19 protein-coding genes are annotated in these 20416 nt (G+C 60.0%); 9 read left to right on the plus strand and 10 right to left on the minus strand.

From position 1 onward, the window contains the following. Nucleotides 1-173 precede the first annotated feature (173 nt). Nucleotides 174-641 carry a ribose 5-phosphate isomerase B gene (gene rpiB / locus ACTNBY_RS02010; RefSeq protein WP_006234151.1) on the plus strand — a complete coding sequence of 156 codons (468 nt, stop codon included), beginning with the start codon at nucleotides 174-176 and terminating at the stop codon, nucleotides 639-641. A 177-nt stretch (nucleotides 642-818) separates the two neighbouring features. Here the strand turns inward: rpiB and ndk are convergent, their stop codons facing one another. The 4 genes from ndk to ACTNBY_RS02030 form a co-directional block, all read right to left on the minus strand. Further along, nucleotides 819-1223: a nucleoside-diphosphate kinase gene (gene ndk / locus ACTNBY_RS02015; protein ID WP_055251725.1), complete on the minus strand. Its 405-nt coding sequence runs from the start codon at nucleotides 1221-1223 to the stop codon at nucleotides 819-821. Between the two features lie 385 nt (nucleotides 1224-1608). Beyond that, nucleotides 1609-3039: an argininosuccinate lyase gene (gene argH, locus ACTNBY_RS02020; protein WP_427747767.1), complete on the minus strand. Its 1431-nt coding sequence runs from the start codon at nucleotides 3037-3039 to the stop codon at nucleotides 1609-1611. A 118-nt stretch (nucleotides 3040-3157) separates the two neighbouring features. After that, nucleotides 3158-3328, minus strand: a complete 171-nt coding sequence (locus ACTNBY_RS02025) for a hypothetical protein (RefSeq protein WP_441056172.1) — start codon at nucleotides 3326-3328, stop codon at nucleotides 3158-3160. 240 nt (nucleotides 3329-3568) lie between these two features. Continuing rightward, nucleotides 3569-4789, minus strand: a complete 1221-nt coding sequence (locus ACTNBY_RS02030) for an argininosuccinate synthase (RefSeq protein WP_441056173.1) — start codon at nucleotides 4787-4789, stop codon at nucleotides 3569-3571. Nucleotides 4790-5343: 554 nt separating this feature from the next. Here ACTNBY_RS02030 and ACTNBY_RS02035 point away from each other — a divergent pair. After that, entirely contained in the window at nucleotides 5344-6171 is an 828-nt protein-coding gene (locus tag ACTNBY_RS02035; protein WP_441063179.1) for a Cof-type HAD-IIB family hydrolase, read from the plus strand. Nucleotides 6172-6443: 272 nt separating this feature from the next. Here the strand turns inward: ACTNBY_RS02035 and polA are convergent, their stop codons facing one another. Next, nucleotides 6444-9194, minus strand: a complete 2751-nt coding sequence (gene polA / locus ACTNBY_RS02040; protein ID WP_441063180.1) for a DNA polymerase I — start codon at nucleotides 9192-9194, stop codon at nucleotides 6444-6446. A 166-nt stretch (nucleotides 9195-9360) separates the two neighbouring features. Here polA and ACTNBY_RS02045 point away from each other — a divergent pair, with 166 nt between their 5' ends. Both ACTNBY_RS02045 and ACTNBY_RS02050 read left to right on the plus strand, forming a co-directional pair. Beyond that, nucleotides 9361-10758 carry an aminopeptidase gene (locus ACTNBY_RS02045; RefSeq protein WP_441063181.1) on the plus strand — a complete coding sequence of 466 codons (1398 nt, stop codon included), beginning with the start codon at nucleotides 9361-9363 and terminating at the stop codon, nucleotides 10756-10758. A 103-nt stretch (nucleotides 10759-10861) separates the two neighbouring features. After that, nucleotides 10862-11671: a YaaA family protein gene (locus ACTNBY_RS02050; protein WP_441063182.1), complete on the plus strand. Its 810-nt coding sequence runs from the start codon at nucleotides 10862-10864 to the stop codon at nucleotides 11669-11671. Nucleotides 11672-11711: 40 nt separating this feature from the next. Here ACTNBY_RS02050 and ACTNBY_RS02055 read toward each other — a convergent pair whose 3' ends face one another. Then, nucleotides 11712-12227 carry a hypothetical protein gene (locus ACTNBY_RS02055; protein WP_154515290.1) on the minus strand — a complete coding sequence of 172 codons (516 nt, stop codon included), beginning with the start codon at nucleotides 12225-12227 and terminating at the stop codon, nucleotides 11712-11714. Nucleotides 12228-12398: 171 nt separating this feature from the next. Between ACTNBY_RS02055 and thiC the strand changes: the two genes are divergently transcribed. Then, on the plus strand, nucleotides 12399-13733 hold the full coding sequence (thiC, locus tag ACTNBY_RS02060) for a phosphomethylpyrimidine synthase ThiC (RefSeq protein WP_099431544.1): 1335 nt from the start codon (nucleotides 12399-12401) through the stop codon (nucleotides 13731-13733). A 177-nt stretch (nucleotides 13734-13910) separates the two neighbouring features. After that, the gene (gene thiD / locus ACTNBY_RS02065; RefSeq protein ID WP_427719233.1) at nucleotides 13911-14741 is read left to right on the plus strand and encodes a bifunctional hydroxymethylpyrimidine kinase/phosphomethylpyrimidine kinase; all 831 of its coding nucleotides are present in this window, start codon (nucleotides 13911-13913) and stop codon (nucleotides 14739-14741) included. A gap of 73 nt (nucleotides 14742-14814) precedes the next feature. On the opposite strand, the gene ACTNBY_RS02070 is transcribed toward thiD, so the two are convergent. From ACTNBY_RS02070 to ACTNBY_RS02085, 4 genes are all read right to left on the minus strand, one after another. Beyond that, nucleotides 14815-15033 (minus strand): hypothetical protein, encoded by a 219-nt coding sequence (locus tag ACTNBY_RS02070; protein ID WP_441063184.1) that lies wholly within the window; start codon nucleotides 15031-15033, stop codon nucleotides 14815-14817. A gap of 78 nt (nucleotides 15034-15111) precedes the next feature. Further along, complete coding sequence (locus tag ACTNBY_RS02075) at nucleotides 15112-16227, minus strand: TIGR02452 family protein (protein WP_441063185.1); 1116 nt, start codon at nucleotides 16225-16227, stop codon at nucleotides 15112-15114. A gap of 136 nt (nucleotides 16228-16363) precedes the next feature. Continuing rightward, nucleotides 16364-17059: a Bax inhibitor-1 family protein gene (locus ACTNBY_RS02080; protein ID WP_154515280.1), complete on the minus strand. Its 696-nt coding sequence runs from the start codon at nucleotides 17057-17059 to the stop codon at nucleotides 16364-16366. Nucleotides 17060-17139: 80 nt separating this feature from the next. Next, entirely contained in the window at nucleotides 17140-17478 is a 339-nt protein-coding gene (locus ACTNBY_RS02085; protein WP_154515278.1) for a hypothetical protein, read from the minus strand. A 249-nt stretch (nucleotides 17479-17727) separates the two neighbouring features. Here ACTNBY_RS02085 and ACTNBY_RS02090 point away from each other — a divergent pair, with 249 nt between their 5' ends. The 3 genes from ACTNBY_RS02090 to ACTNBY_RS02100 all read left to right on the plus strand — a co-directional run bounded on the left by ACTNBY_RS02090 (nucleotide 17728) and on the right by ACTNBY_RS02100 (nucleotide 20284). Continuing rightward, nucleotides 17728-18777 (plus strand): anion permease, encoded by a 1050-nt coding sequence (locus tag ACTNBY_RS02090; RefSeq protein ID WP_441063186.1) that lies wholly within the window; start codon nucleotides 17728-17730, stop codon nucleotides 18775-18777. 66 nt (nucleotides 18778-18843) lie between these two features. Then, nucleotides 18844-19467 carry a DUF47 domain-containing protein gene (locus tag ACTNBY_RS02095; RefSeq protein WP_427719219.1) on the plus strand — a complete coding sequence of 208 codons (624 nt, stop codon included), beginning with the start codon at nucleotides 18844-18846 and terminating at the stop codon, nucleotides 19465-19467. Between the two features lie 286 nt (nucleotides 19468-19753). Then, nucleotides 19754-20284: a nitroreductase family protein gene (locus ACTNBY_RS02100; protein WP_441063187.1), complete on the plus strand. Its 531-nt coding sequence runs from the start codon at nucleotides 19754-19756 to the stop codon at nucleotides 20282-20284. Nucleotides 20285-20416 lie beyond the last annotated feature (132 nt).

Consider the following 20416-nt stretch of genomic DNA (forward strand, 5'->3'; position numbering starts at 1 on the left):
GACGGCCGCCAGAAGCAAATTGGCGGCATTTTTCGTGATGGGCTAATGTTCGCGTCCGCTAAAGCGTTTGACCAAAAAACGCCCGAGTGTTTAGGCAAAAGACGCGCTATCATGCAGTCGAACGCGGTAAAACCTTTAGCAATTCCGCCGCACGGACCAGAGAGGAACCACTCATGAAGATCGGTATCGGCAACGACCACGCCGCCGTCGAGCTCAAGAACATCATTTCCGAGCACCTGAAGGAGCGCGGCTGCGAGGTCGTGAACTTTGGCACCGACACCTCCGAGAGCTTTGATTACCCCATCGCCGGCTACAAGGTGGGTAAGGCCGTGGCCAACGGTGACGTCGACCTGGGTATCCTAATCTGCGGTACCGGCGTCGGCATCAGCCTGGCCGCCAACAAGGTCGAAGGTGTTCGCGCCGTCGTATGCTCCGAGCCCTTCAGCGCCAAGCTCTCCCGCATGCACAACAACACCAACGTGCTCGCCTTTGGCGCCCGCGTCGTGGGCTCCGAGCTCGCCAAGATGATTGTCGACGAGTGGCTCGACGCCGAGTTTGAGGGCGGTCGTCACGAGCGTCGCGTTAACCTCCTCAACGAGATCGACCACACGCGCGGCCTCAAGGTCGTCGACGAGGCTTAAAGACCTACAAAGCCATACGCTAACGCCAGCCCCCGCCCGGAAGAAACATCCGGACGGGGGCTGTTTAGTAGATTTTTGGGATATACCTAGAAATCTACTGGAATAAAAAGGGCGCCGCGGATGGAATTCCGCGGCGCCAAAGCCACACGCTAACAGCTTTGAGGAGTCAAAGCTGGTTTAGCCAAAGAAGCGCTTGATCTCGATCTCGGCGTTCTCCAGGCAGTCGGAGCCGTGGATCACGTTGGCGTTGACATCGACAGCGAAGTCGCCGCGAATGGTGCCGGGGGCAGCGTCAAGCGGGTTGGTAGCGCCCATAAGGGTGCGCATCTTGGAGACAGCGGAGAGACCGGAAACGACCATCTTGACGACCGGACCGCTCGTCATAAAGTCGCAGAGACCGCCAAAGAAAGGCTTGTCGGCCAGATGAGCGTAGTGCTCCTCGACGGTAGCGCGCTCGAGCGTGGTCATCTCCATGCGCTCGATGACAAGGCCGCTGCGCTCAATGCGAGCAACGATCTCGCCGATCTTGCGATCGCGCACAGCGTCGGGCTTAATCATAATGAAGGTCTTCTCGATAGCCATAAGGTAGCCTTTCAAGTAGGTTCGCGCGTGCCCAAGTCCCATTCCGGCACCCGCCTGGACTGCATCGTAACAGAGTTTTAGCTGCAGTTAAACAAAAAACTGTTTATTGAAACACTACAATTTATTAAAACGTTCCATATGTGTCACTTCTGTTTCGAAGCCCGATTAGAGTACCATCCGACCGCGCATCAACCGCACCGAACCGAGCGGACGGTCGGTTGCCGCCCGTGAACGTAGCCCCTTCACAACCTGCCCAAAGGTCCTACAGAAGTTATCGACAAGCCCCTTTCCCATTGCAACAAAATACGGGCGTCCACTGCAGCAGACGCCCGTAAAGGCAAAAACGATTTATCAATAAATGGCCAAAGCCGCTTCAACTAAACCCTTACTTTGCCCCATGGCCCATCTCGACGACCTTGGTCAGCGATCCAAGCACACCTTCGTCGGCAACGAGTTGTGCCTGGGCACGCTGCAGCTGCACGGCAACGGCGGCAGGGGCGGTACCGCCCTCGGTCGTGCGTGCAGCGACAATCGACGGGATGTCGAGCGCCTCGGTAATGTCGTGCTCAAAGAGCGGGCTTGCCTCTTGGAACACCTCAAACGGCAGGTCCTCAAGATTGCAGCCGCGCTTCTCGCACATCAGGACCAAATGGCCCACCACGGCGTGGGCCTCGCGGAACGGCAGGCCACGCTTGGCCAGGTAGTCGGCAACGTCGGTGGCGGCAAGGTGCCCCACGCCGCACTCGCGCGCCATGGCATCCTCGTTGACGGTCCAGGTCGAGATCATACCGGCCATAACGGACAGGCACTGCATGAGCGTATGGGCGGTATCGAGCGCGCCCTCCTTGTCCTCCTGCAAGTCCTTGTTATAGGCGAGCGGCAGGCCCTTCATGGTCACGAGCAGCTGCACCAGGTTGCCATAGACTCGGCCGCTCTTGCCGCGGATAAGCTCGGCAAAATCGGGGTTCTTCTTCTGCGGCATGATGGACGAGCCAGTGGAATACGAGTCGGAAAGCGTGATAAAGCCAAATTCGGAGCTCGACCACAGCACGATCTCCTCGGAAAGACGCGACAGGTGCATCGCCATGACGGAGCCGGCGTAATGCAGATCGAGGAGGAAATCACGGTCGGAAACCGCATCGAGCGAGTTGGGAATCACGCCCGCAAAGCCAAGTTCGGCGGCCGTCATCTGACGATCGAGCGGATAGCTCGTACCGGCAAGCGCGGCAGCGCCCAGCGGGCAGTTGTCGGCAGCATCAAAGGCGGCCTTCAGGCGTGTAAAGTCGCGCGCGAACATCCAAGAATACGCCAGCAGATGATGCGACAGCAGCACGGGCTGAGCATGCTGCATGTGCGTGTAACCCGGCAGAATCACCTTGTCGTACTGTTTGGCCGCATCCACCAGCACGTGGCGCAGCTCAAGATTGGCCTCCATGAGCTCCTTGGCCAGCGCCTTGACGCCCAGGCGTGTATCGGTCGCCACCTGGTCGTTGCGCGAACGCCCGGTATGCAGGCGCTTGCCCGCCTCGCCGATGCGACGGGTCAGCTCGCTCTCGATGGACATATGAATGTCCTCGTCGTTGATATCGAAGGTGAAGTTGCCGGCATCGATATCCTGTTCGATTGCGGTCAGACCCTCGGCAATCGCCTGCTCGTCCTTTGCACTGATAATGCCCTGGGCCGCCAGCATCTTGGCATGTGCCTTAGAGCCAGCGATATCCTGCTTATAGAGATGTTTGTCGACCGGCAGCGACGCGCCAAACTCCTGCGTGACCTCGGCCACGCCTGTCTCAAAACGACCGCCCCAAAGAGCCATGGAACCGTCCCCTTTCTCCAAATACCAAAACAAGCGCCCAAAGCAAAGCGCCATGTCGCTAAAGCGATTTATCAACCGCTAGTTTTGCACATTCCCCACCGAGCGCGAGACCATGTGGCTAATTTGCAAAGAAGTGACGCACCAGGCACTTGGCGCCCATCGACTCCCGCCAGCCGTTGCTCGCCGAGCCGTCAATCCATGTCTTCAGGCTCATAGGGACATCCTCGACCTTTGCAGCATCGAACTCGGGCGCGAGGGCAAGTAAAGCATGCGCGATAGCATTGAACATAATGGATACTCCTCAGATATATATAGGCGCAGAGCCGTCAAATTGATAGAAGGAGCCCCGCCGGACAACCCCGGCGGGGCTCGGACTCAGCCGCAGGCGCGGCATCATATATGCGGGCGGAATGTAGGGGCCACCGATGTTAAGAAGTGTCAGCAAGCATAACGAAAGGTAGGGACCCCATGCGCCCGTTATGTATCACGCGGATGGGCCGCGCGGATACCAAGGGAGAAAGACTTAAGCCTAGGCGGCAGCAGAGCTGGGACCCTGGACCTTGGCCCACGTCTTGAGCGACAGCGTGTCGATCTCGATAAAGCCGGCGCTGGCCTTCTCGTCAAACGTGGTGTCGCGGTCGTAGGTGGCCAGACCGTAGTCATAGAGGCTGAAGGGGCTCTTGCGGCCGACAACATGGCAGTTGCCCTTAAAGAACTTCAGGCGGACGGTGCCGGTCACGAACTTCTGGGTATCGGCCATAAAGGCGTCGAGTGCGTTTTTGAGCGGGCTGTACCACTGGCCGTTGTACACGGCGGTGGCCCAATCCTGCTCGAGCTTAATCTTGGTCTTGAGCAGATCGCCCTCGACGCAAATATCCTCGAGCGCCTTGTGGGCGGTGATAAGCGTCAGGGCGCCGGGAACCTCATAGCACTCGCGGCTCTTGAGGCCCACCAGGCGATCCTCGACCAGGTCGAGACGACCAAAGCCGTTATCGCCCGAAATCTTGTTGAGGGCGATGACGATCTCGGAGAGCTTCATCTTCTTGCCGTCGACGGCGACGGGCTTGCCGGCCTCAAACTCAATCTCGGTGTAGGTCGGGGTGTCGGGCGTGTCCTCGGGATTCTTGGTCATAACCCAGGCGTCGTCGAGCGGCTCGTTCCAGGGATCCTCCAGGTGGCCGCACTCAATGGCACGACCCCACAGGTTGTCGTCGATGGAATAGGGGTTGTCGTTGGCACCCTCGGGAACCGGCACGTTGTGGGCGTGAGCATAGGCGACCTCGTCGGGACGGCACTTCAGATCCCACTCGCGAACCGGGGCGATAACCTTAAGCTCGGGGTCGAGGGCCTTGACGGCAGCCTCAAAACGAACCTGGTCGTTACCCTTGCCGGTGCAGCCGTGGGCGACGTAGGTCGCGCCAAACTCGTGGGCGACCTCGACAAGCTTCTTGGCGAGCAGCGGGCGAGACAGAGCGGAAAGCAGCGGGTACTTGTTCTCGTACATGGAATTTGCGGCGATGGCCTTGGTCAGGAACTCATCGGAGAACTCATCGCGCAGGTCGAGCACCTGGCAATCAAGAACGCCCAGGTCGAGCGCTTTCTGTTTCTTGGCATCCAGGCCGGTCTCCTCCTGGCCCACGTTGCCGCAGACGCAAACGACATCGAGATTCTTCTCGTCCTGGAGCCACTTGACACATACGGATGTATCAAGACCACCGGAATATGCGAGAACGACTTTTTCCTTGCTCATGGCTGTTTCCTTTCGCCCTTGGTAGCTAGTTAGAACATCGGTCAGTTGCAAGTCATTTCAAGGTCACGTACCGTGCAATATCAGGTTAAATAGCAAAAATCAGCACATACATGCCCTAGAAACATACAGCAATGTCGTGCTAAAACCCAACGACCTTAAAATGACTCTGTTGAGGCAATTCGCCCCATGCGGACAGAGACGATTGTTATCGTCGTCGGGAAATTGCGCGCTGGCGTCGGATGGCATTGTCTGCAGTGGTTATGATCTTTACGAACTGCATCTGCCTCTCCTTTCACCTATCGCCGGGCGCAATTCTAATATCGCAAACGGTACCTTTTCCTCGGTAAGCGGCTCTTTTGCCGTCTCCGTTTTCGATGGTCGCTATATTACGCTAAAGTGCCCGCTGCACAAGCGACAAATTCAAATTTCTGAAAAGTTTTTTCATTAGTTTGTGAAATGCAGTGCAAATACGCTCCGTTCCTGCGAAAATACGCCTGATTACGAGTTGATGGTTATAACGTCTGAAACAATTTCGAAACGAAAGGCTCGATTTTATGCAAACTTACGAATCGGACGCCAATATCGGAAACATTAAGCTCATCGCCGTCGACATGGACAAGACGCTGCTGACCGACGAGCGCGTGCTGCCGCAAGGACTTGACGAGCGCCTGGACAAGCTCGCCGAGGCTGGCATCGTATTCTGCCCCGCCAGCGGACGTCCCGCACCCAAGCTCGAGGAGATGTTCGAGGACATCAAGAGCCGCATCGCTTTTTGCCCCGATAACGGCGCGTGCGTGATATATCGCGGCAACTATATCTATAAGAGCAATATCGATGTGGCGCTGTATCAACAGGTGCTCGCTCGTGCCTCGGAGGATTCTCGCGCCGTTCCCGTCCTGTGCTGCTTCGACGAGTTCTACGTGCTTGCCCGCGACCATCAATACCACGACGAGATCAGCGTCTACTACAACACAATCAACTACGTCGACAGCTTTGAGGGCATTGATTTCGAGTCCAACAAGATTTCGATCTTCTTCCCCGCCTACGACGCCGAGCCTGCGTTCCGCGAGACCTATAACCCCGCGTTCTCGGATCAGCTCTACGTCACCAATGCGGGCCGCGAGTGGATCGACTTTATGAACCTGGGCGTCGACAAGGGCGCCGGCGTCGCGCACCTGTGCGAGCACTTGGGCATCGATATCGCCGATGCCGCCGCCGTGGGCGACACCTACAACGATATCCCTATGCTCGAGCGCGTCGGGCATAGCTTTATCGTGGACAATGCCGAAGAGCATATGAATGCGCATGCCAAGTGGCGCATTCCGAGCAACAACGACGGGGGCGTACTGACGCTCATCGACGCCATCTTGGCGGCTCGGTAATCTATCTCGTCGCCATGCCCGGGGCCGGCCGTTTGATTTTTGCTCGGTCAGGTCCTGGGCTCGCTCGAAGGCCACATTAAGTGGCCTTCGGCTCGTGCGGAATCTACAAAAATCAAACGGCCGGCCCCGGGCATGGCTATGTTGACTTGCTTGCCGCCTAGATGGCGTCTTGGGTGTCTAGATACTTGGCTGATTTTTTGGAATGAAGGGGGCTCCTTGTTGGCAAGGAGCCCCCTTCTGCCTTTAGTTACTTTGGAATTGTGGGCGCTTTCCTATTTCGCGTCGGCCCAGGTTATGCCGGTGCTGGCTTCGGCGATGAGGGGTACGCGGAGGTCTACTACGTGCTCCATGACGTCGCGGACCATGGCGGTCAGGCGCTCGACTTCGTCGACGGGGCACTCAAAGTCCAGTTCGTCGTGCACTTGCAAGATCATGTGGGCGGCAAAGCCCTCTTCTTCCAGGCGGCGGCTTACGCGGGCCATGGCGATCTTGATGATGTCGGCGGCGGTGCCCTGCATGGGGTGGTTCATGGCCGTACGCTCACCAAAGCCACGGAGTTGCGGGTTTTTGGCCTTGAGCTCCGGAATATGACGCCGGCGACCGTACATGGTCTCGGCGTAGCCCGTCTGCTTGGCGCGCGCCACCACGTTGTCGAGGAACGTGCGCACGCCCGGGTAGGCCTCGTAGTAGCGATCGATCATGCCACGCGCCTCGGCCATCGAGATGTGCAGCGACTGCGACAGACCGTACGCCTGCTGACCATACACAATGCCAAAATTCACGGCCTTGGCGCGACTGCGCAAGTCGGGCGTTACCTCGGACACCGAAACGCCAAACACGCGCGCGGCCGTCTCGGCATGAAAGTCCTCGCCCTCGTTAAAGGCGCGCACCAGGTGCTCGTCACCCGAGAGATGCGCGAGTAGACGCAGCTCGATCTGCGAGTAGTCCACCGCCAAAAAGACACTGCCCTCGCCTGCCGAAAACGCCGTCTTAACGGTACGGCCCAGCTCAGAGCGCGTCGGGATGTTCTGCAGGTTCGGGTCGCTCGAGGACAGGCGACCCGTTGCCGTGATGGTCTGGTTGTACGTGGTGTGCACGCGACCGTCACCACGGCGCAGCGGACCTAGCGTGTCCAGATAGGTCGACTTAATCTTGGACTTCTCACGCCAGTCCAAAATCAGGCGCACGATTTCGTGGTCACGGGCAAGGTCGCTCAGCACCTTGGCGTTGGTCGAATAGTACCCGCGCTTGGTCTTTTTGAGGCCCTTGGTCGGAAGCCCCATAACGTCAAAGAGCACGTGCGAGAGCTGCATGGGACTGCCGATATTAAACGTCTCATCACCTGCCAGGTCGCGAATGCTGCGCTCGACCTCGGTGATCTGGGTCGCCAGGCCCTCGGACAGGCTGTGCAGCCGGTCGGGATCTACGAGCATGCCCGCGCGCTCCATCTTGGCAAGCACCGGCACGAGCGGCATCTCAATGCCATCGAACACGTTGGCGGCGTTCTCGCGGGCCATGCGGTCGCGAAGCGGCGCCACGAGTGCCAGCGTCAACGCCGCGGTACGGGCAGCAGGAGCAGGAGCGTCCTCGCCAGCACCATCCGCACCGCGCGCCGCAGGCAGCGCCATCTGCAGATAGGTATCGGCCAGATATGCCTCGTCAAACTCGGAGCGGTCGGAATCCAACAGATAGGCGGCGACCACAGTATCGAAGATGCGCGTGGAATCGACGGCCAGCGGATCCATGAGCTCAGGCTCAGAGGAATCGATGGGCGAAAGCTCGTGCAGCAGCGCCTTCATGTCCGGGCTCGCCACGCGGCCCTCCATAAACAGGCGCGCGAGCACGCCGGCGATCACGCCGTGGGCAACGTTGAAGCCATCGACCACGGCAGACGCACCGCCGTCGCCCTCCTCGAGCGCAAGCAACCCCTTGGACGTCGCCAGCCACAGCGTGCGCGTCAGGCCAAAAAGTGCGCCTTCCTCCTTGTCATCGTCCACCACAGCGGCAATCCACTCGCCCGCATCAATCGCGCGAGCGACCTCGGCGGCGGCGGCAGCAAGCGCCTCGGCATCGCCGGCGGCGGCACGCAAAACAGCAGGCATCTCGAACGTGCTGGCAGCGGCCGCAGCCCCGCCCTCGCCGCCAATCAGCGCCAAAAAACGGTTCTGCATGGCCGTAATGCCGAGCGTGCCCAGCGCAGCGGACACCTCGTCGGCAGAAAACGCCGGGAAGGACGTCGCATCAAAGTCGAGCTCGACAGGCGCATCGGTACGAATGGTTGCGACCTTGCGGCTCAGCAGCGCGTCGTCGATATGCGCGCGCAGGTTCTCGCCCATCTTGCCCTTGACCTCGTCGGCATGTGCGATGACCTCGTCCAAGCTGCCGTACTGCGCGATGAGCGCGCTCGCCTTTTTGGGGCCGATGCCCGGCACGCCGGGAATGTTGTCGGAAGTATCGCCCTTCAGGCCGTAAAAATCGGGCACGAGCGCCGGTGTAATGCCGTGATACAGGTCGTCCACGCTCTCGGGCGTCATAATCGCCACGTCGGACAGGCCTTTGCGGGTCGAGACCACGTTGACGTGCTCGGTCACGAGCTGATACATGTCGCGGTCGCCGGTCACCAGCAGCATGTCGCAGCCGGCTTCCTCGCCCAGGCGCGCCATGGTGCCCAGGATATCGTCACCTTCCCAGCCCTCGGACTGCAAAATCGGCACGTTGAGCGCAGCGAGCAGCTCCTTAATCATGGGGAACTGCGCGTGCAGGTCGGGGTCCATGGGCGGGCGCTGCGCCTTATACTGCGGCAGCATCTCCATGCGCACGCGCGGCTTGCCCTTATCAAACGCCACGACCACACCGTCGGGGTTAAAGGCGTCGATCATCTTGAGAAACATGTTTAAAAAGCCAAAGATCGCGTTGGTGGGGCGACCGTCCGGCGCGTTCATGGTGGGCGGCACGGCGTGGAAGGCGCGGTGCATGAGCGAGTTACCGTCGATAACGGCAAAGGTGCGGTGCTTGTCAGACATATTGAATACCTCGCTTTGGGCTGGGCACGATTTGCTCCCACCAGTTTACACGCTCCCCGCCTCGCGGCCACCGCACATCAAGCTCCCCCGCCACCGCGCGCCCGCGCGTGATACGATGGCTCGCGGTACATTAATCAGCACGATCGATCCGAAAGGAGCCTGCGTCATGGAGCGTCCCTGCGCATGGAAAAAGTACACGCCACAGCAAATCGAGGAGCTCGAGGAGCTTTGCCGCGGCTATAAGATGTTTTTGAGTGAGAACAAGACCGAGCGCCTGTGTGTCAAGGCCGGCATCAAGATGGCCGAGGAGGCGGGCTACGTCGACCTGGAGACCGCGATCGCCGAGGGCCGCGAGCTCAAGGCAGGCGACAAGGTGTACGCCGCCAACCACGGCAAGGACCTTATGCTCGTCAACCTTGGCACCGCCCCGCTCGAGCAGGGCTTTAACATCCTGGGCGCCCACGTGGACTCGCCGCGCCTGGACCTCAAGCAGAATCCCGCCTTCGAGGCCGGCGACATGGCCTACCTCGACACGCACTACTACGGCGGCGTCAAGAGCTACCACTGGGTGGCCTCCCCGCTCGCGCTTGTGGGCGTCATCTGCAAAAAGGACGGCACCACCGTCGACATCAACATCGGCGACAAGGCAGACGACCCGGTCTTTACCATCTCCGACCTGCTGATCCACCTCTCGAGCGAGCAGATGTCCAAGCCGGCCAAGGACGCCGTCGACGCCGAGATCCTCGACGTGATCGTGGGCGGCCGCCCCGTCAAGTTTGACGAGGACGACAAGGACGCCCCCAAGGAGCCCGTCAAGCAGATGTTCCTGGATATCCTCAAGGAACAGTACGACGTCGAGGAGGAGGACTTCCTCTCCGCCGAGATCGAGGTCGTGCCCGCCGGCCCCGCCCGCGACATGGGCCTCGACCGCTCCATGATTTTGGGCTATGGCCACGACGACCGCGTCTGCGCCTACCCCTCCATGCTCGCCCAGATCAACGTGGCAGACGTCGAGCGCACGAGCATCACGCTCATCGTCGACAAGGAGGAGATCGGCTCCGTGGGCGCCACCGGCATGACGAGCCGCTTCTTCGAGAACACCGTCGCCGAGATCATGACGCTCGCCGGCGAGAGCAGCCCGCTGGCCCTGCGCCGCGCACTCGCCCGCAGCCGCATGCTCTCCTCTGACGTGTCCGCCGGCTTTGACCCGGGCTATGCCGGTAAGTTCGAGACTAAGAATGCAGCTTTTATGGGTCGCGGCCTGTGCTTTAACAAGTACACGGGCAGCCGCGGCAAGGGAGGCTCCAACGATGCCGACGCCGAGTATGTGGCCCTCGTCCGCGACATCATGGACGAGGCGGGCGTGGACTTCCAGACCTGCGAGCTCGGTCGCGTCAACGCGGGCGGCGGCGGCACCATCGCCTACATCATGGCCAAGTACGGCATGAACGTCATCGACTCCGGCGTTGCCGTCCTGTCCATGCACGCCCTGTGGGAGGTCGCCAACAAGGCCGATATCTACGAGGCCTATCGCGGCTACAAGGCCTTCATCGAGCGCGCCTAACCAACCCTTCATCAGTTGCGGTGAGATACGGGCTAAACTGGCCCATAAACGGCCAAAACAGACCGTATTACACCGCAACTTCCTTTTTGGCAGAGGAGAGTCCATGCTGCAGGTCATCATTTCGCCCGCCAAGCAGATGCGCGCGGCCCAAGATGCTTTTGAAGTCCTGGGCATTCCACCTTTTGCGCGCGAGACGGCTCGCCTCCACCGCGCACTGCTAGATATCGAGCGGAATGAAGGCAGCGGCAGCCTGCAGGCGCTGTGGAACGTGAGTGACAAACTGCTGGGGCCCTGCCTCAACACCCTGCATGAGTTCGAGCCCATCTTGCAAAGCGGCGATCTCGACAATCCCGCACTCGCCCGTCACCTCTCCCCTGCCGTCATGTCCTATCACGGCATTCAATACCAAAGCATGGCGCCCGAGGTGATGGATTCCGCACAGCTCGCATGGCTGCAAGACCATCTGTGGATCCTCTCGGGCCTTTACGGATGCGTACGCCCCTTTCATGCCGTTGAACCGTATCGGCTGGAGATGGGCGCGAAGCTTGCCGTCGACGACGCCCGAGACCTCTACGCGTTTTGGGGCGACAAGCTCGCACGGGTCATCGCTCCGGCAGGCTCCAACGCCACGATCGTCAACCTCGCCAGCGCGGAATACGCCAAAGCCGTTCTGACCCGCCTCACCACCGACGCCACGGTCGTCACATGTCTCTTTGGCGAAGGCATCCGCAACGGCAAGCCTATCCAACGCTCGACCGCCAGCAAAAAAGCGCGCGGCTCCATGGTGCGCTGGATGGCAGAAAACAAGTTCGAGGATGTAAGCGGGCTCACCGCGTTCGACGTTGGTTATCGTTACTTTCCCGAGCTTTCAAATAAAAACACTTTGGTCTTCCTGAACGAACAGGCCTTGTAGGACTACCGCTACTTTTGAATGTGCTGCCTAGGCACGGCCTCTATTCCGCCAGGCCGTCGGCTTTTGCAATCTCGCTCGTCGAGCCATCTTGGTAGGTAACCTTAACGTGCTCCACCTCGGACGCCTCAACACCCGACGGAGGCTCCAGGCGCCATTCCGTCAGGGCTATATCCATGGTCGTGGGTACATCCCCCTGATCTTTGAGCTCGACCGACAGCGTCCTAAGCGACGCATCGAAGGTCACACGCTCGATCTCTTCACCAGGAATGGAACCACCGCTCAGCTGCAGTTGCACAAACTTGTCGCGCGGATACCAATAGTCGCCCGGCGCGGCAACAGTATTGCCACCCGCGACCTTCGCCGTCATAATCGGCAGGCTATCGTCCGCCTCAAACGTCCAGGAAACTCCCCCACGCCCGCCAAACGTCCAGATACAACAGGCAATCACCATCACGACAAGAATCGCGAAACCAATTGCGACCAGCCCATGATGGGCGCGGCTCTCCTCGGCCGACACATCCCACTGCGTCTCTCGATACAGATGCTTGTCTTCCATGTTCGCCTCCCCGCGGGCATGCTCGTCGCGTCAATCGTACCCATTCGAGCTATACTTGAGCCCGCCACATAAACGGGGAGCTTGCAGGACAAGACGGCAGGCTGAGACTGGGCGCGCCCGCCCTGACCCGCAAACCTGATATGGGTAATGCCAACGAAGGGAGCCGTGCCAATGAGCACACAGACCGAGCCCAAGCTCGTCACGCAAATCGACTTCGCCCGCGCCGGGCAAATCACACCGCAGATGAAGGAGGTTGCCGAGCGCGAGCATCGCGACCCCGAGTACATCCGCGAGCGCGTGGCCGACGGCCGCATCGCCATTCCCGCCAACATCGTGCATATCAAAAAGGGCATGCGCGCCTTTGGCGTCGGCGAGGGCCTGTCTACCAAGGTCAACGTCAACCTGGGCATCTCGGGCGACAAGGCCGATGCCGCCGAGGAATGGAAGAAGGTCAAGATCGCCGAGGACTTTGGCGCCGACGCCATCATGGACCTCTCCAACTCGGGCAAGACGCGCCAATTCCGCCAGCAGCTCATCGACGAGACGCCGCTCATGGTAGGCACCGTCCCCATGTACGACGCCATCGGCTACATGGAAAAGCCGCTTGTCAAGCTTACCAAGGACGACCTGTTCGAGGTCGTGCGCGCGCACGCCGAGGACGGCGTGGACTTTATGACCATCCACTGCGGCATCAATAAGTCGGTCACCAAAACCTTTAAGGAGACCGGCCGTCTCATGAACATCGTCAGCCGCGGCGGCTCACTGCTGTTTGGCTGGATGGAGGTCACCGGCAACGAGAACCCCTTCTACGAGTACTTTGACGAGCTGCTCGAGATCTGCCACGAGTACGACGTGACGATTTCGCTCGGCGACTCCTGCCGCCCGGGCTGCCTCTACGACTCCAACGACGCCACCGAGACCGCCGAGATGATCGAGCTCGGCAAGCTGTGCAAGCGCGCTTGGGCCGCCGGCGTCCAGGTCATGGTCGAGGGCCCGGGGCACATGGCGCTCGACGAGATCGCCGCCAACATGAAACTGCAGAAGCGCCTGTGCCACAACGCCCCGTTCTACGTGCTCGGGCCGCTGGTGACCGATATCGGCGTGGGCTACGACCACATCACCGCAGCCATCGGTGGCGCCATCTCCGCCAGTTCCGGCGCCGACTTCCTGTGCTACGTGACGCCCGCCGAACACCTGTGCCTGCCCAACGCCCAGGACGTGCTCGACGGCCTCATGGCCACCAAGATTGCCGCACACGCCGCCGACATCGCCAAAAAGGTGCCCCACGCCCGCGACATGGACGACAAGATGGGCCAGGCACGCCGCAAGCTCGACTGGGACGCCATGTGGAAGTGCGCGCTCGACCCGGTCACCGGCAAGAAGCGCTACGAGGAATCCCCTGCTGCCACCGAGGGCACCTGCACCATGTGCGGCAAGATGTGCGCCGTCCGCACCGTCAACAAGGTGTTCGAGGGCACGACGATCGACCTCGGCATGGAGGACTAACTCGTCACCGGAGCCATAATCGGCCACAAGTCGTTCGTCAATTGTTGACGTGTGAACAATTTCTTTCATTTACGTAAAGATTGCACCACCCGCCCGGGATCGGCATACAGCCGGCCCGGGCAACTTTATAATGCGGGCAGGAGACCCATTTGAATCCGACCGAACAAGGGAGCGAACATGGATCGCAGTAAGGTACCAGCCGTCCTGTCCATCGCAGGATCCGATTCCAGCGGTGGCGCCGGCATTCAGGCCGACATCAAGACCATCACGGCGCACCGCCTGTATGCCGAGACGGTCATCACGGCCATCACCGCACAGAACACCCTAGGCGTCACCGCCGTGCAGAACATCTCCCCGGATATTGTCGCGGCGCAGATCGATGCCGTTTTTGACGATATCCGCCCCAGTGCCGTCAAGATCGGCATGGTTTCTTCTGCCGAGATTATCGAAGTCATAGCCGACCGCCTGAGCGCCTGGGACGCACAAAATATCGTCGTCGATCCCGTCATGGTCGCCACTTCGGGCGCTCGTCTCATCGCCGAGGACGCCGCCGAAGCGCTTACACGCCGCCTGTTCCCACTGGCGACCGTCATCACGCCCAATATTCCCGAGGCCATGGCGCTGCTCGACTACGAGGTCGATTCCGAGCGCACGCAGCAAAACGCTGCCATGCTCCTCACCCGCCGCTTTGGCTGCGCGTCCCTCGTTAAGGGCGGGCATTTTGTCAACGAGGCCAACGATGTGCTAGCAGAGCCCGCGCCGCTCGATGACGAGGGCAACCACCTGGGCGATCCGCTCACCACGTGGTTCCGCCACAAGCGCATCGAGACCGACAACACGCATGGTACCGGCTGTACGCTTTCGTCCGCCATCGCCTGCGCGCTGGCCCAGGGCATGGATCTTGCCGATGCCGTCAACGCCGGCAAGGCCTACCTAACCGGCGCTCTCGCCGCCGGCCTGAACATGGGCAAGGGCTCCGGCCCCGTCAACCACATGTGGCAGTACTAAAAAGCCAGCAACCAAAACCACCGCACAAACCACCACAAAGGCGCCCGTCCCTTTGTGGTGGTTTGGGGCTGCGCTACTCACCGAGCATCTCTTGGAGCTTGGCTGCCACGGCGTGGCCCAGGCTCTCGTGGCTTTCGGGCATCATGTGCAGATAATCGATATCGCCCAGGTCGCGCTGGGCCACGCCGCACCAGCGCACATCGTGCGCATAGCGCACCGCGGTGCCATCGCGCATGCCCGCCGGATCGTAGCCATAGGTATTGCTGTCACCAAAGCACAGGACGTTTTTCATCGCAAACCCCTCCTTCAGCAAAAAGCCGACGGGAGCAGCCCCTCCCGCCGGCTCGACCTATCTGTCAGCGCGCACCGATTACAGATACTTGCGCCAGTCGTCATCATCCTCGTCGTCCTCGGCAGCGGCATGAGCCTGCTCGGCGGCACGGGCGGCCGCGGCACGGGCGGCAACCTGGGCATAGGACTCCTCGTTGCGCTCGGGGAAGCTTGCCAGCACGTGCTCGAACTTGGCAAAATCCTCGTCCCAGCGCGTAGAGGGCACGGCAAAGAAGACCTGCTTGACCTTAAAGTCGCCCGATGCGAGCTCCTTGCGGAAGAGCTCGGCCACGGCCTCGGCGTCAAAGCCGTTGTTGTCACAGCCCCAGGCGCCCAGCACGAGCTTCTCGCGACCAAGCTCGTCGCAGATAGCCAGCACAAAGCGGATACGATCGCGCAGGGCGTCCAGCAGGGCATCGTCACCCACGCGATACTCCTGGCGAGCGCGCTTGGCGTTGGGCGCAGCGGCAACGATCACGTCGGCGTACGCATGCACGTGGTTGCGGTCGAAGCGCACCGCAGGCACCACCAGCGCGCGGTTGCGGTACAGCTCACAGTTGATGTTGCGGCGACGGTTCTCGCCGTACCATTTGCGCTGCTTATCGAGCACATTGTACAGATACGAATCGGCACAGAGCGTGGCCTCCTGACCCAGATAGCCCTGGATGTAGCCACCGCCCGGGTTGGTGAACGAGGCAAAGGCGAGCACGGCCATGTCGCAGAACTGCGCGTAGCCTCGGCCGTTATCCAGAATGGCCTGCGTGGCAGAGGCGTCGAGCACGGTGACCTCGGGCAGGACCGGAGCGGGCTCCTCGGCAGCAGGCGCGGGCTCGGTCTCCGTGGCTTCCTCTGCGGGCACAGGCTCGGCCACGACCTCGGTCTCGGCAGGCGCAACCTCGGTGGCCTCAGACTCATCGGTAACCTGCTCTTCGGCAGCAGCCACCTGGGCCTTAGCATTCATCGCCGCGACAAATCCGGCAGGCATGCCCTCGAACTCGCGCACGCCGGCAAGCGAGCGCTCGATATCCTTTGCGCACGCTTCGGACACAGTCGCCACGTGACGCTCGGCGGCCTTGGCACGGGCCTCGCGCTTGGGATTGGGCTGTCCCGCGCGGTTGGGCCTACGGTTACGGTTCCTGTTGTCGACGTCTGCCATAAGTGGTCACCTTTCTCGGTCGCTGCCGCTATCGGCTTTTCCCATCCATGATACCCCGCCGCGTACAAAAAAGGCGGCCCCGAAGGACCGCCTTTCGCATCGATTTGCGCGCGGCAAGCACCGCTGCAATCTGGCACTAGTCGCGACGACCAAGGATGTTCAGAATGCGCAGGAACACGTTGATAATGTCCACGAACAGGTTGGACGCCATGAGCACGGCGTTGGGCAGCGTGGGCGGCACCGTCGTGGCCACATAGGTGTCGTAGCCAATAAAGCCGGCGAACACCACAATCACGATCAGGTCGGTGATGGTCTGCGAGACGCCCATGAACATCAGCACGATCTCGACCAGAATCGTGGCAAGCAGAATGCCAAAACCAATGCCGTACACACGCTGGAAGAATTTGGGGAAGGTCACGCCCAGTGCGCCAAAGACAAAGGTGATGGCGGCAGTGGCGATAAAGGCGGTGTTGATGGTGGGCAGGTCGTAGTTGGCAAGGCCAAACGACGCGGTCAGACCAAAGGTGCTCGCAAAGATCGCGTAACCCGCGAGCGACAGGCCCACGGACTGCTTGCTGGCGGCGGCCGACATCATGACGATGCCGACAATGGTCAGGATAAACGAGCCAAAGACCAGCGGCAGGGCGGCGCCACTCATCATCATGCGCGCAAACGACATGGTGCCCGTAAAGTAGGCACCAGCGCCCATAGCGCAAAAACCCAAAAAGATCAGGGCAGACATGGCAAGGTTGTACGCGCGCGGCGACATCTCCTTGGCACGGCTTGCGCCGGTCTCGATGGGGCCGTTCTGATAGCCCTGGATATCGTTCATAATTTCGTCCTTTCAAAAAGCGCCGCGACAGCGCCGTAGGTGACAAGATTCCTGCCATTGTACCCGAATGGCGCGCGCTCTTACCCGCGGCGCTCACTCTCGAGTGTGCGGTCGAACGCCCACACCCACCACCGCATCAGATGAGCCTGCGAGCCATCCGGTCGCTCACGCGCCTGGTCTTCCAGATACAGCTCGGTCGTATGTCCGCCAAAACGAACCTTATAGGTTGCCGTACGAATGCCGTGAACCGTCAGGCCAAAACCGGTAGACGAGACAATCTCGTCAATCGTAAAGCAGCGACCGTCGACCCAGCAGACGGTAACCGGCACAACTTGTCCGCCCGCGAGGATGCGGGCCACGACGTCCACATACTGCTTGTGCACGCGCCGAGTTTTGCCATCTGTCTGTCGATATTCCATGCCCCTATTATCGAACGCATGTTTGCATATTGTAAAGCGAACAGACTGTGGTTTTGGGGTGTCGGAGCGAGCGCACGTGTCCTCACGGCGTGTTAGCAAAAAGAACACCCGCGGTCAACAGGGCCAATATTCAATTTTAGTGCCAAAAAATTCACTTCTCCCGTCAGAACTCGGTAAAGAAACCCGCAGGAGGTGATACGATTTATCATGTTTTTGTAACGTTTCTGCAAACTTCGAGAAAGCCCATATATGGACGTAACGTTCTCAGCCTTCCTCGGCCAACTTGTTTCGAACCCAGTCCTTGCCGTCACCGTGTTCCTCGCGCTCGGCGCCATCTTCGTCAACGGATGGACCGACGCGCCCAACGCCATCGCGACCTGTGTCACCACGCGTTGCATGCCCGCCCGCGCCGCCATTCTCATGAGTGCCGCGTTCAACTTTTTGGGCGTGCTCATCATGACGCACTTTAATGCCAGCGTTGCCAACACCATCTCCCATATCGTCGACTTTGGCGGAAACAGCACCATGGCGCTCGCGTGCCTCTGCGCGGCCCTGTTCTCCATCGTCGTCTACGGCGCCACGGCATCGCGTTTTGGCATCCCCACCTCGCAGAGCCACAGCCTCATCGCCGGCCTGACCGGCGCTGCCATCGCCCTCGGCGGCGCCAGCAGCGTCAATGTCCACGAGTGGATGAAGGTCATCTACGGCCTGGCGCTCTCCATCGGTCTGGGCTTTGTCATGGGCTGGGCCCTGTGCAAGCTCGTCTCGATTCTTTTCGCTGCCGCCAACAGGCGACGTGCCAACGTCTTCTTTAAATATGCTCAGATCGCGAGCGCCGCGGCCATGAGCTTTATGCACGGCGCGCAGGATGGACAAAAGTTCATCGGCGTGCTCTTTTTAGGTGTCGCCTTTGCCAACGGACAGACCGGCGTCGGCGACGCCGGCATCCCCATCTGGATCATGCTGCTGTGCTCGGCCACCATGGGCATCGGCACCAGCGTGGGCGGTGAGCGTATCATCAAGTCCGTCGGCCAGAGCATGGTTAAACTCGAGAAGTATCAGGGCTTCTCTGCCGACCTGGCAGGAGCCGCAAACCTGCTGCTTGCCACGCTCACCGGTATCCCCGTGTCCTCCACGCACATCAAGACCTGCGCCATCATGGGCGTTGGCGCCGTCAAGCGCCTCTCGGCCATCAACTTCGGCGTGGTCAAGGACATGATGTTCACGTGGTTCTTCACCTTCCCCGCCTGTGGACTCATCAGCTTTGTCATGGCCAGGCTGTTCATGATGTTCCTCTAGTCAAACCGAACGTCCATCCGGACCGCATTACCTCGCCCACCCGTCTTCGCCCCGAAAGGATCACTCATGGCAAAGAAACCCGATTCGTTCTACTTTGACAACTACGTCGCCTGCGCCGACTTCGCCGTTCAGGCAGCCGAGCTGCTCACCAAGATTTTTGAGAACTTTGACCCCGCGCAGATCCACGACATGCTCGAGAAGATGCATGCGATTGAGCATGCAGCAGACAAGAAGCACCATGAGCTCGAAGACGCCCTGCTCACGGCCTTTATCACCCCGCTTGAGCGCGAGGACCTTAACCTAATGAGCTGCTCGCTCGATACCGTGCTCGACCGTATTGAGGGCGTCGTACAGCGCCTCTACTTCACCAACATCCAGAGCATCCACCCCGATGCCATCGTGATCGCCCACAAGGTGACCGACGCCTGCCGCGCCATGAAGGACCTGATGGTCGAGTTGCCCAACTACCGCAAGTCCAAAACGCTGCGCGAGCTCGTCATCCAGATCAACACCATCGAGTCCGAGGCCGACGAACTCTACATCAACGCCATGCGTAACCTGCACGTCAACGGCAAGGACCCGCTCGAGGTCATCGCCTGGCGTGACGTGTACGCCTTCTTGGAGTACTGCGCCGACTGCTGCGAGAATGTGGCCGATGTCGTGGATTCGATTGTCATGAAGAACAGTTAATTGGGGGTACGCGTCCCACCGGTCGCGGGCCCGACCACTGATAACCTTTTTTCACTCCGGCTGCAAGCAGAGTCGTTCAAAAGGTTATCAGTGGTCGGGCCCGCTCCCTTGTGTACCACCGTTGGAACTTTGGCTGATAGTTTTAGCGCAATGGGGGTTTGGCTGAAGGGACCTTTGGTACCCGCTCGGACACTTTGGCCCTTGGTGAGCGTTTGACTGATTGCTGCTTTGGGTACTCTTTGGGTTACTTTGGGTTTGTTTGAATTTTAATTGTTGGAGGGCTTGTATGTCGTATATGGATCTGGCTCGGTCTCGGTATTCTTGTCGTGAGTTTGAGGATCGTTCTGTTGAGCAGGCTATGGTGGATACCATTGTTGAGGCTGGGCGCATTGCTCCTTCTGCTTGCAATAATCATCCAACCCGCGTGATGGTGTTGGATACGCCTGAGCTTCTGGAAAAGGCAGCTGCTTGTCAGCCTCGGTTTGCTCGTGATGGGTCCATCTTTGGCGCTCCGCTCATCTTCCTCGTTTGCAGCGTTACCAACGATGCTTGGGTGCGTCCCTATGATCAGATGAACTCCAGCGCTATCGACACCTCGATTGTTTGCGATCAAATGATGATGGAGGCCGAGGAACAGGGCCTGGGAACGTGCTGGGTATGCCATTTTAAGCCCGAGCTAGCCCGCGAGCAGTTCAACCTGCCCGAGGGCGTTTATCCCTACCACATGCTCGTCTGCGGCTATCCCGCCGACCATATTGCCGACCCCGAGCATCGCGAGGCCCGCACCATTCCCCTATCCAATTTCCTCCTCAAGTAGTTTTTGGCCCATGCCCTAAAATCTACCTTTTACCGCTCAAACGTTCGCCGAGTTCTGCCCTATCGCACGCAGAGCTCGGCGTTTTGTTTCCCAACCCGTATACAGCTACAAAAAAGGAGCTCGCAAGCGCGA

The organism is Collinsella sp. HCP28S3_E12 (genome assembly GCF_052065595.1).
Classification (GTDB): domain Bacteria; phylum Actinomycetota; class Coriobacteriia; order Coriobacteriales; family Coriobacteriaceae; genus Collinsella.

Bases quoted from the DNA above. Each gene is read 5' to 3' on its own strand.
- ndk (WP_055251725.1), bottom strand. From the start codon at position 1,223: ATGGCTATCGAGAAGACCTTCATTATGATTAAGCCCGACGCTGTGCGC.
- ACTNBY_RS02100 (WP_441063187.1), top strand. From the start codon at position 19,754: ATGTCGTATATGGATCTGGCTCGGTCTCGGTATTCTTGTCGTGAGTTT.
- ACTNBY_RS02035 (WP_441063179.1), top strand. From the start codon at position 5,344: ATGCAAACTTACGAATCGGACGCCAATATCGGAAACATTAAGCTCATC.
- ACTNBY_RS02085 (WP_154515278.1), bottom strand. From the start codon at position 17,478: ATGGAATATCGACAGACAGATGGCAAAACTCGGCGCGTGCACAAGCAG.
- ACTNBY_RS02080 (WP_154515280.1), bottom strand. From the start codon at position 17,059: ATGAACGATATCCAGGGCTATCAGAACGGCCCCATCGAGACCGGCGCA.
- thiD (WP_427719233.1), top strand. From the start codon at position 13,911: ATGGATCGCAGTAAGGTACCAGCCGTCCTGTCCATCGCAGGATCCGAT.
- ACTNBY_RS02090 (WP_441063186.1), top strand. From the start codon at position 17,728: ATGGACGTAACGTTCTCAGCCTTCCTCGGCCAACTTGTTTCGAACCCA.
- thiC (WP_099431544.1), top strand. From the start codon at position 12,399: ATGAGCACACAGACCGAGCCCAAGCTCGTCACGCAAATCGACTTCGCC.
- ACTNBY_RS02075 (WP_441063185.1), bottom strand. From the start codon at position 16,227: ATGGCAGACGTCGACAACAGGAACCGTAACCGTAGGCCCAACCGCGCG.
- ACTNBY_RS02095 (WP_427719219.1), top strand. From the start codon at position 18,844: ATGGCAAAGAAACCCGATTCGTTCTACTTTGACAACTACGTCGCCTGC.
- argH (WP_427747767.1), bottom strand. From the start codon at position 3,039: ATGGCTCTTTGGGGCGGTCGTTTTGAGACAGGCGTGGCCGAGGTCACG.
- polA (WP_441063180.1), bottom strand. From the start codon at position 9,194: ATGTCTGACAAGCACCGCACCTTTGCCGTTATCGACGGTAACTCGCTC.
- ACTNBY_RS02045 (WP_441063181.1), top strand. From the start codon at position 9,361: ATGGAGCGTCCCTGCGCATGGAAAAAGTACACGCCACAGCAAATCGAG.
- ACTNBY_RS02070 (WP_441063184.1), bottom strand. From the start codon at position 15,033: ATGAAAAACGTCCTGTGCTTTGGTGACAGCAATACCTATGGCTACGAT.
- rpiB (WP_006234151.1), top strand. From the start codon at position 174: ATGAAGATCGGTATCGGCAACGACCACGCCGCCGTCGAGCTCAAGAAC.
- ACTNBY_RS02025 (WP_441056172.1), bottom strand. From the start codon at position 3,328: ATGTTCAATGCTATCGCGCATGCTTTACTTGCCCTCGCGCCCGAGTTC.
- ACTNBY_RS02030 (WP_441056173.1), bottom strand. From the start codon at position 4,789: ATGAGCAAGGAAAAAGTCGTTCTCGCATATTCCGGTGGTCTTGATACA.
- ACTNBY_RS02055 (WP_154515290.1), bottom strand. From the start codon at position 12,227: ATGGAAGACAAGCATCTGTATCGAGAGACGCAGTGGGATGTGTCGGCC.
- ACTNBY_RS02050 (WP_441063182.1), top strand. From the start codon at position 10,862: ATGCTGCAGGTCATCATTTCGCCCGCCAAGCAGATGCGCGCGGCCCAA.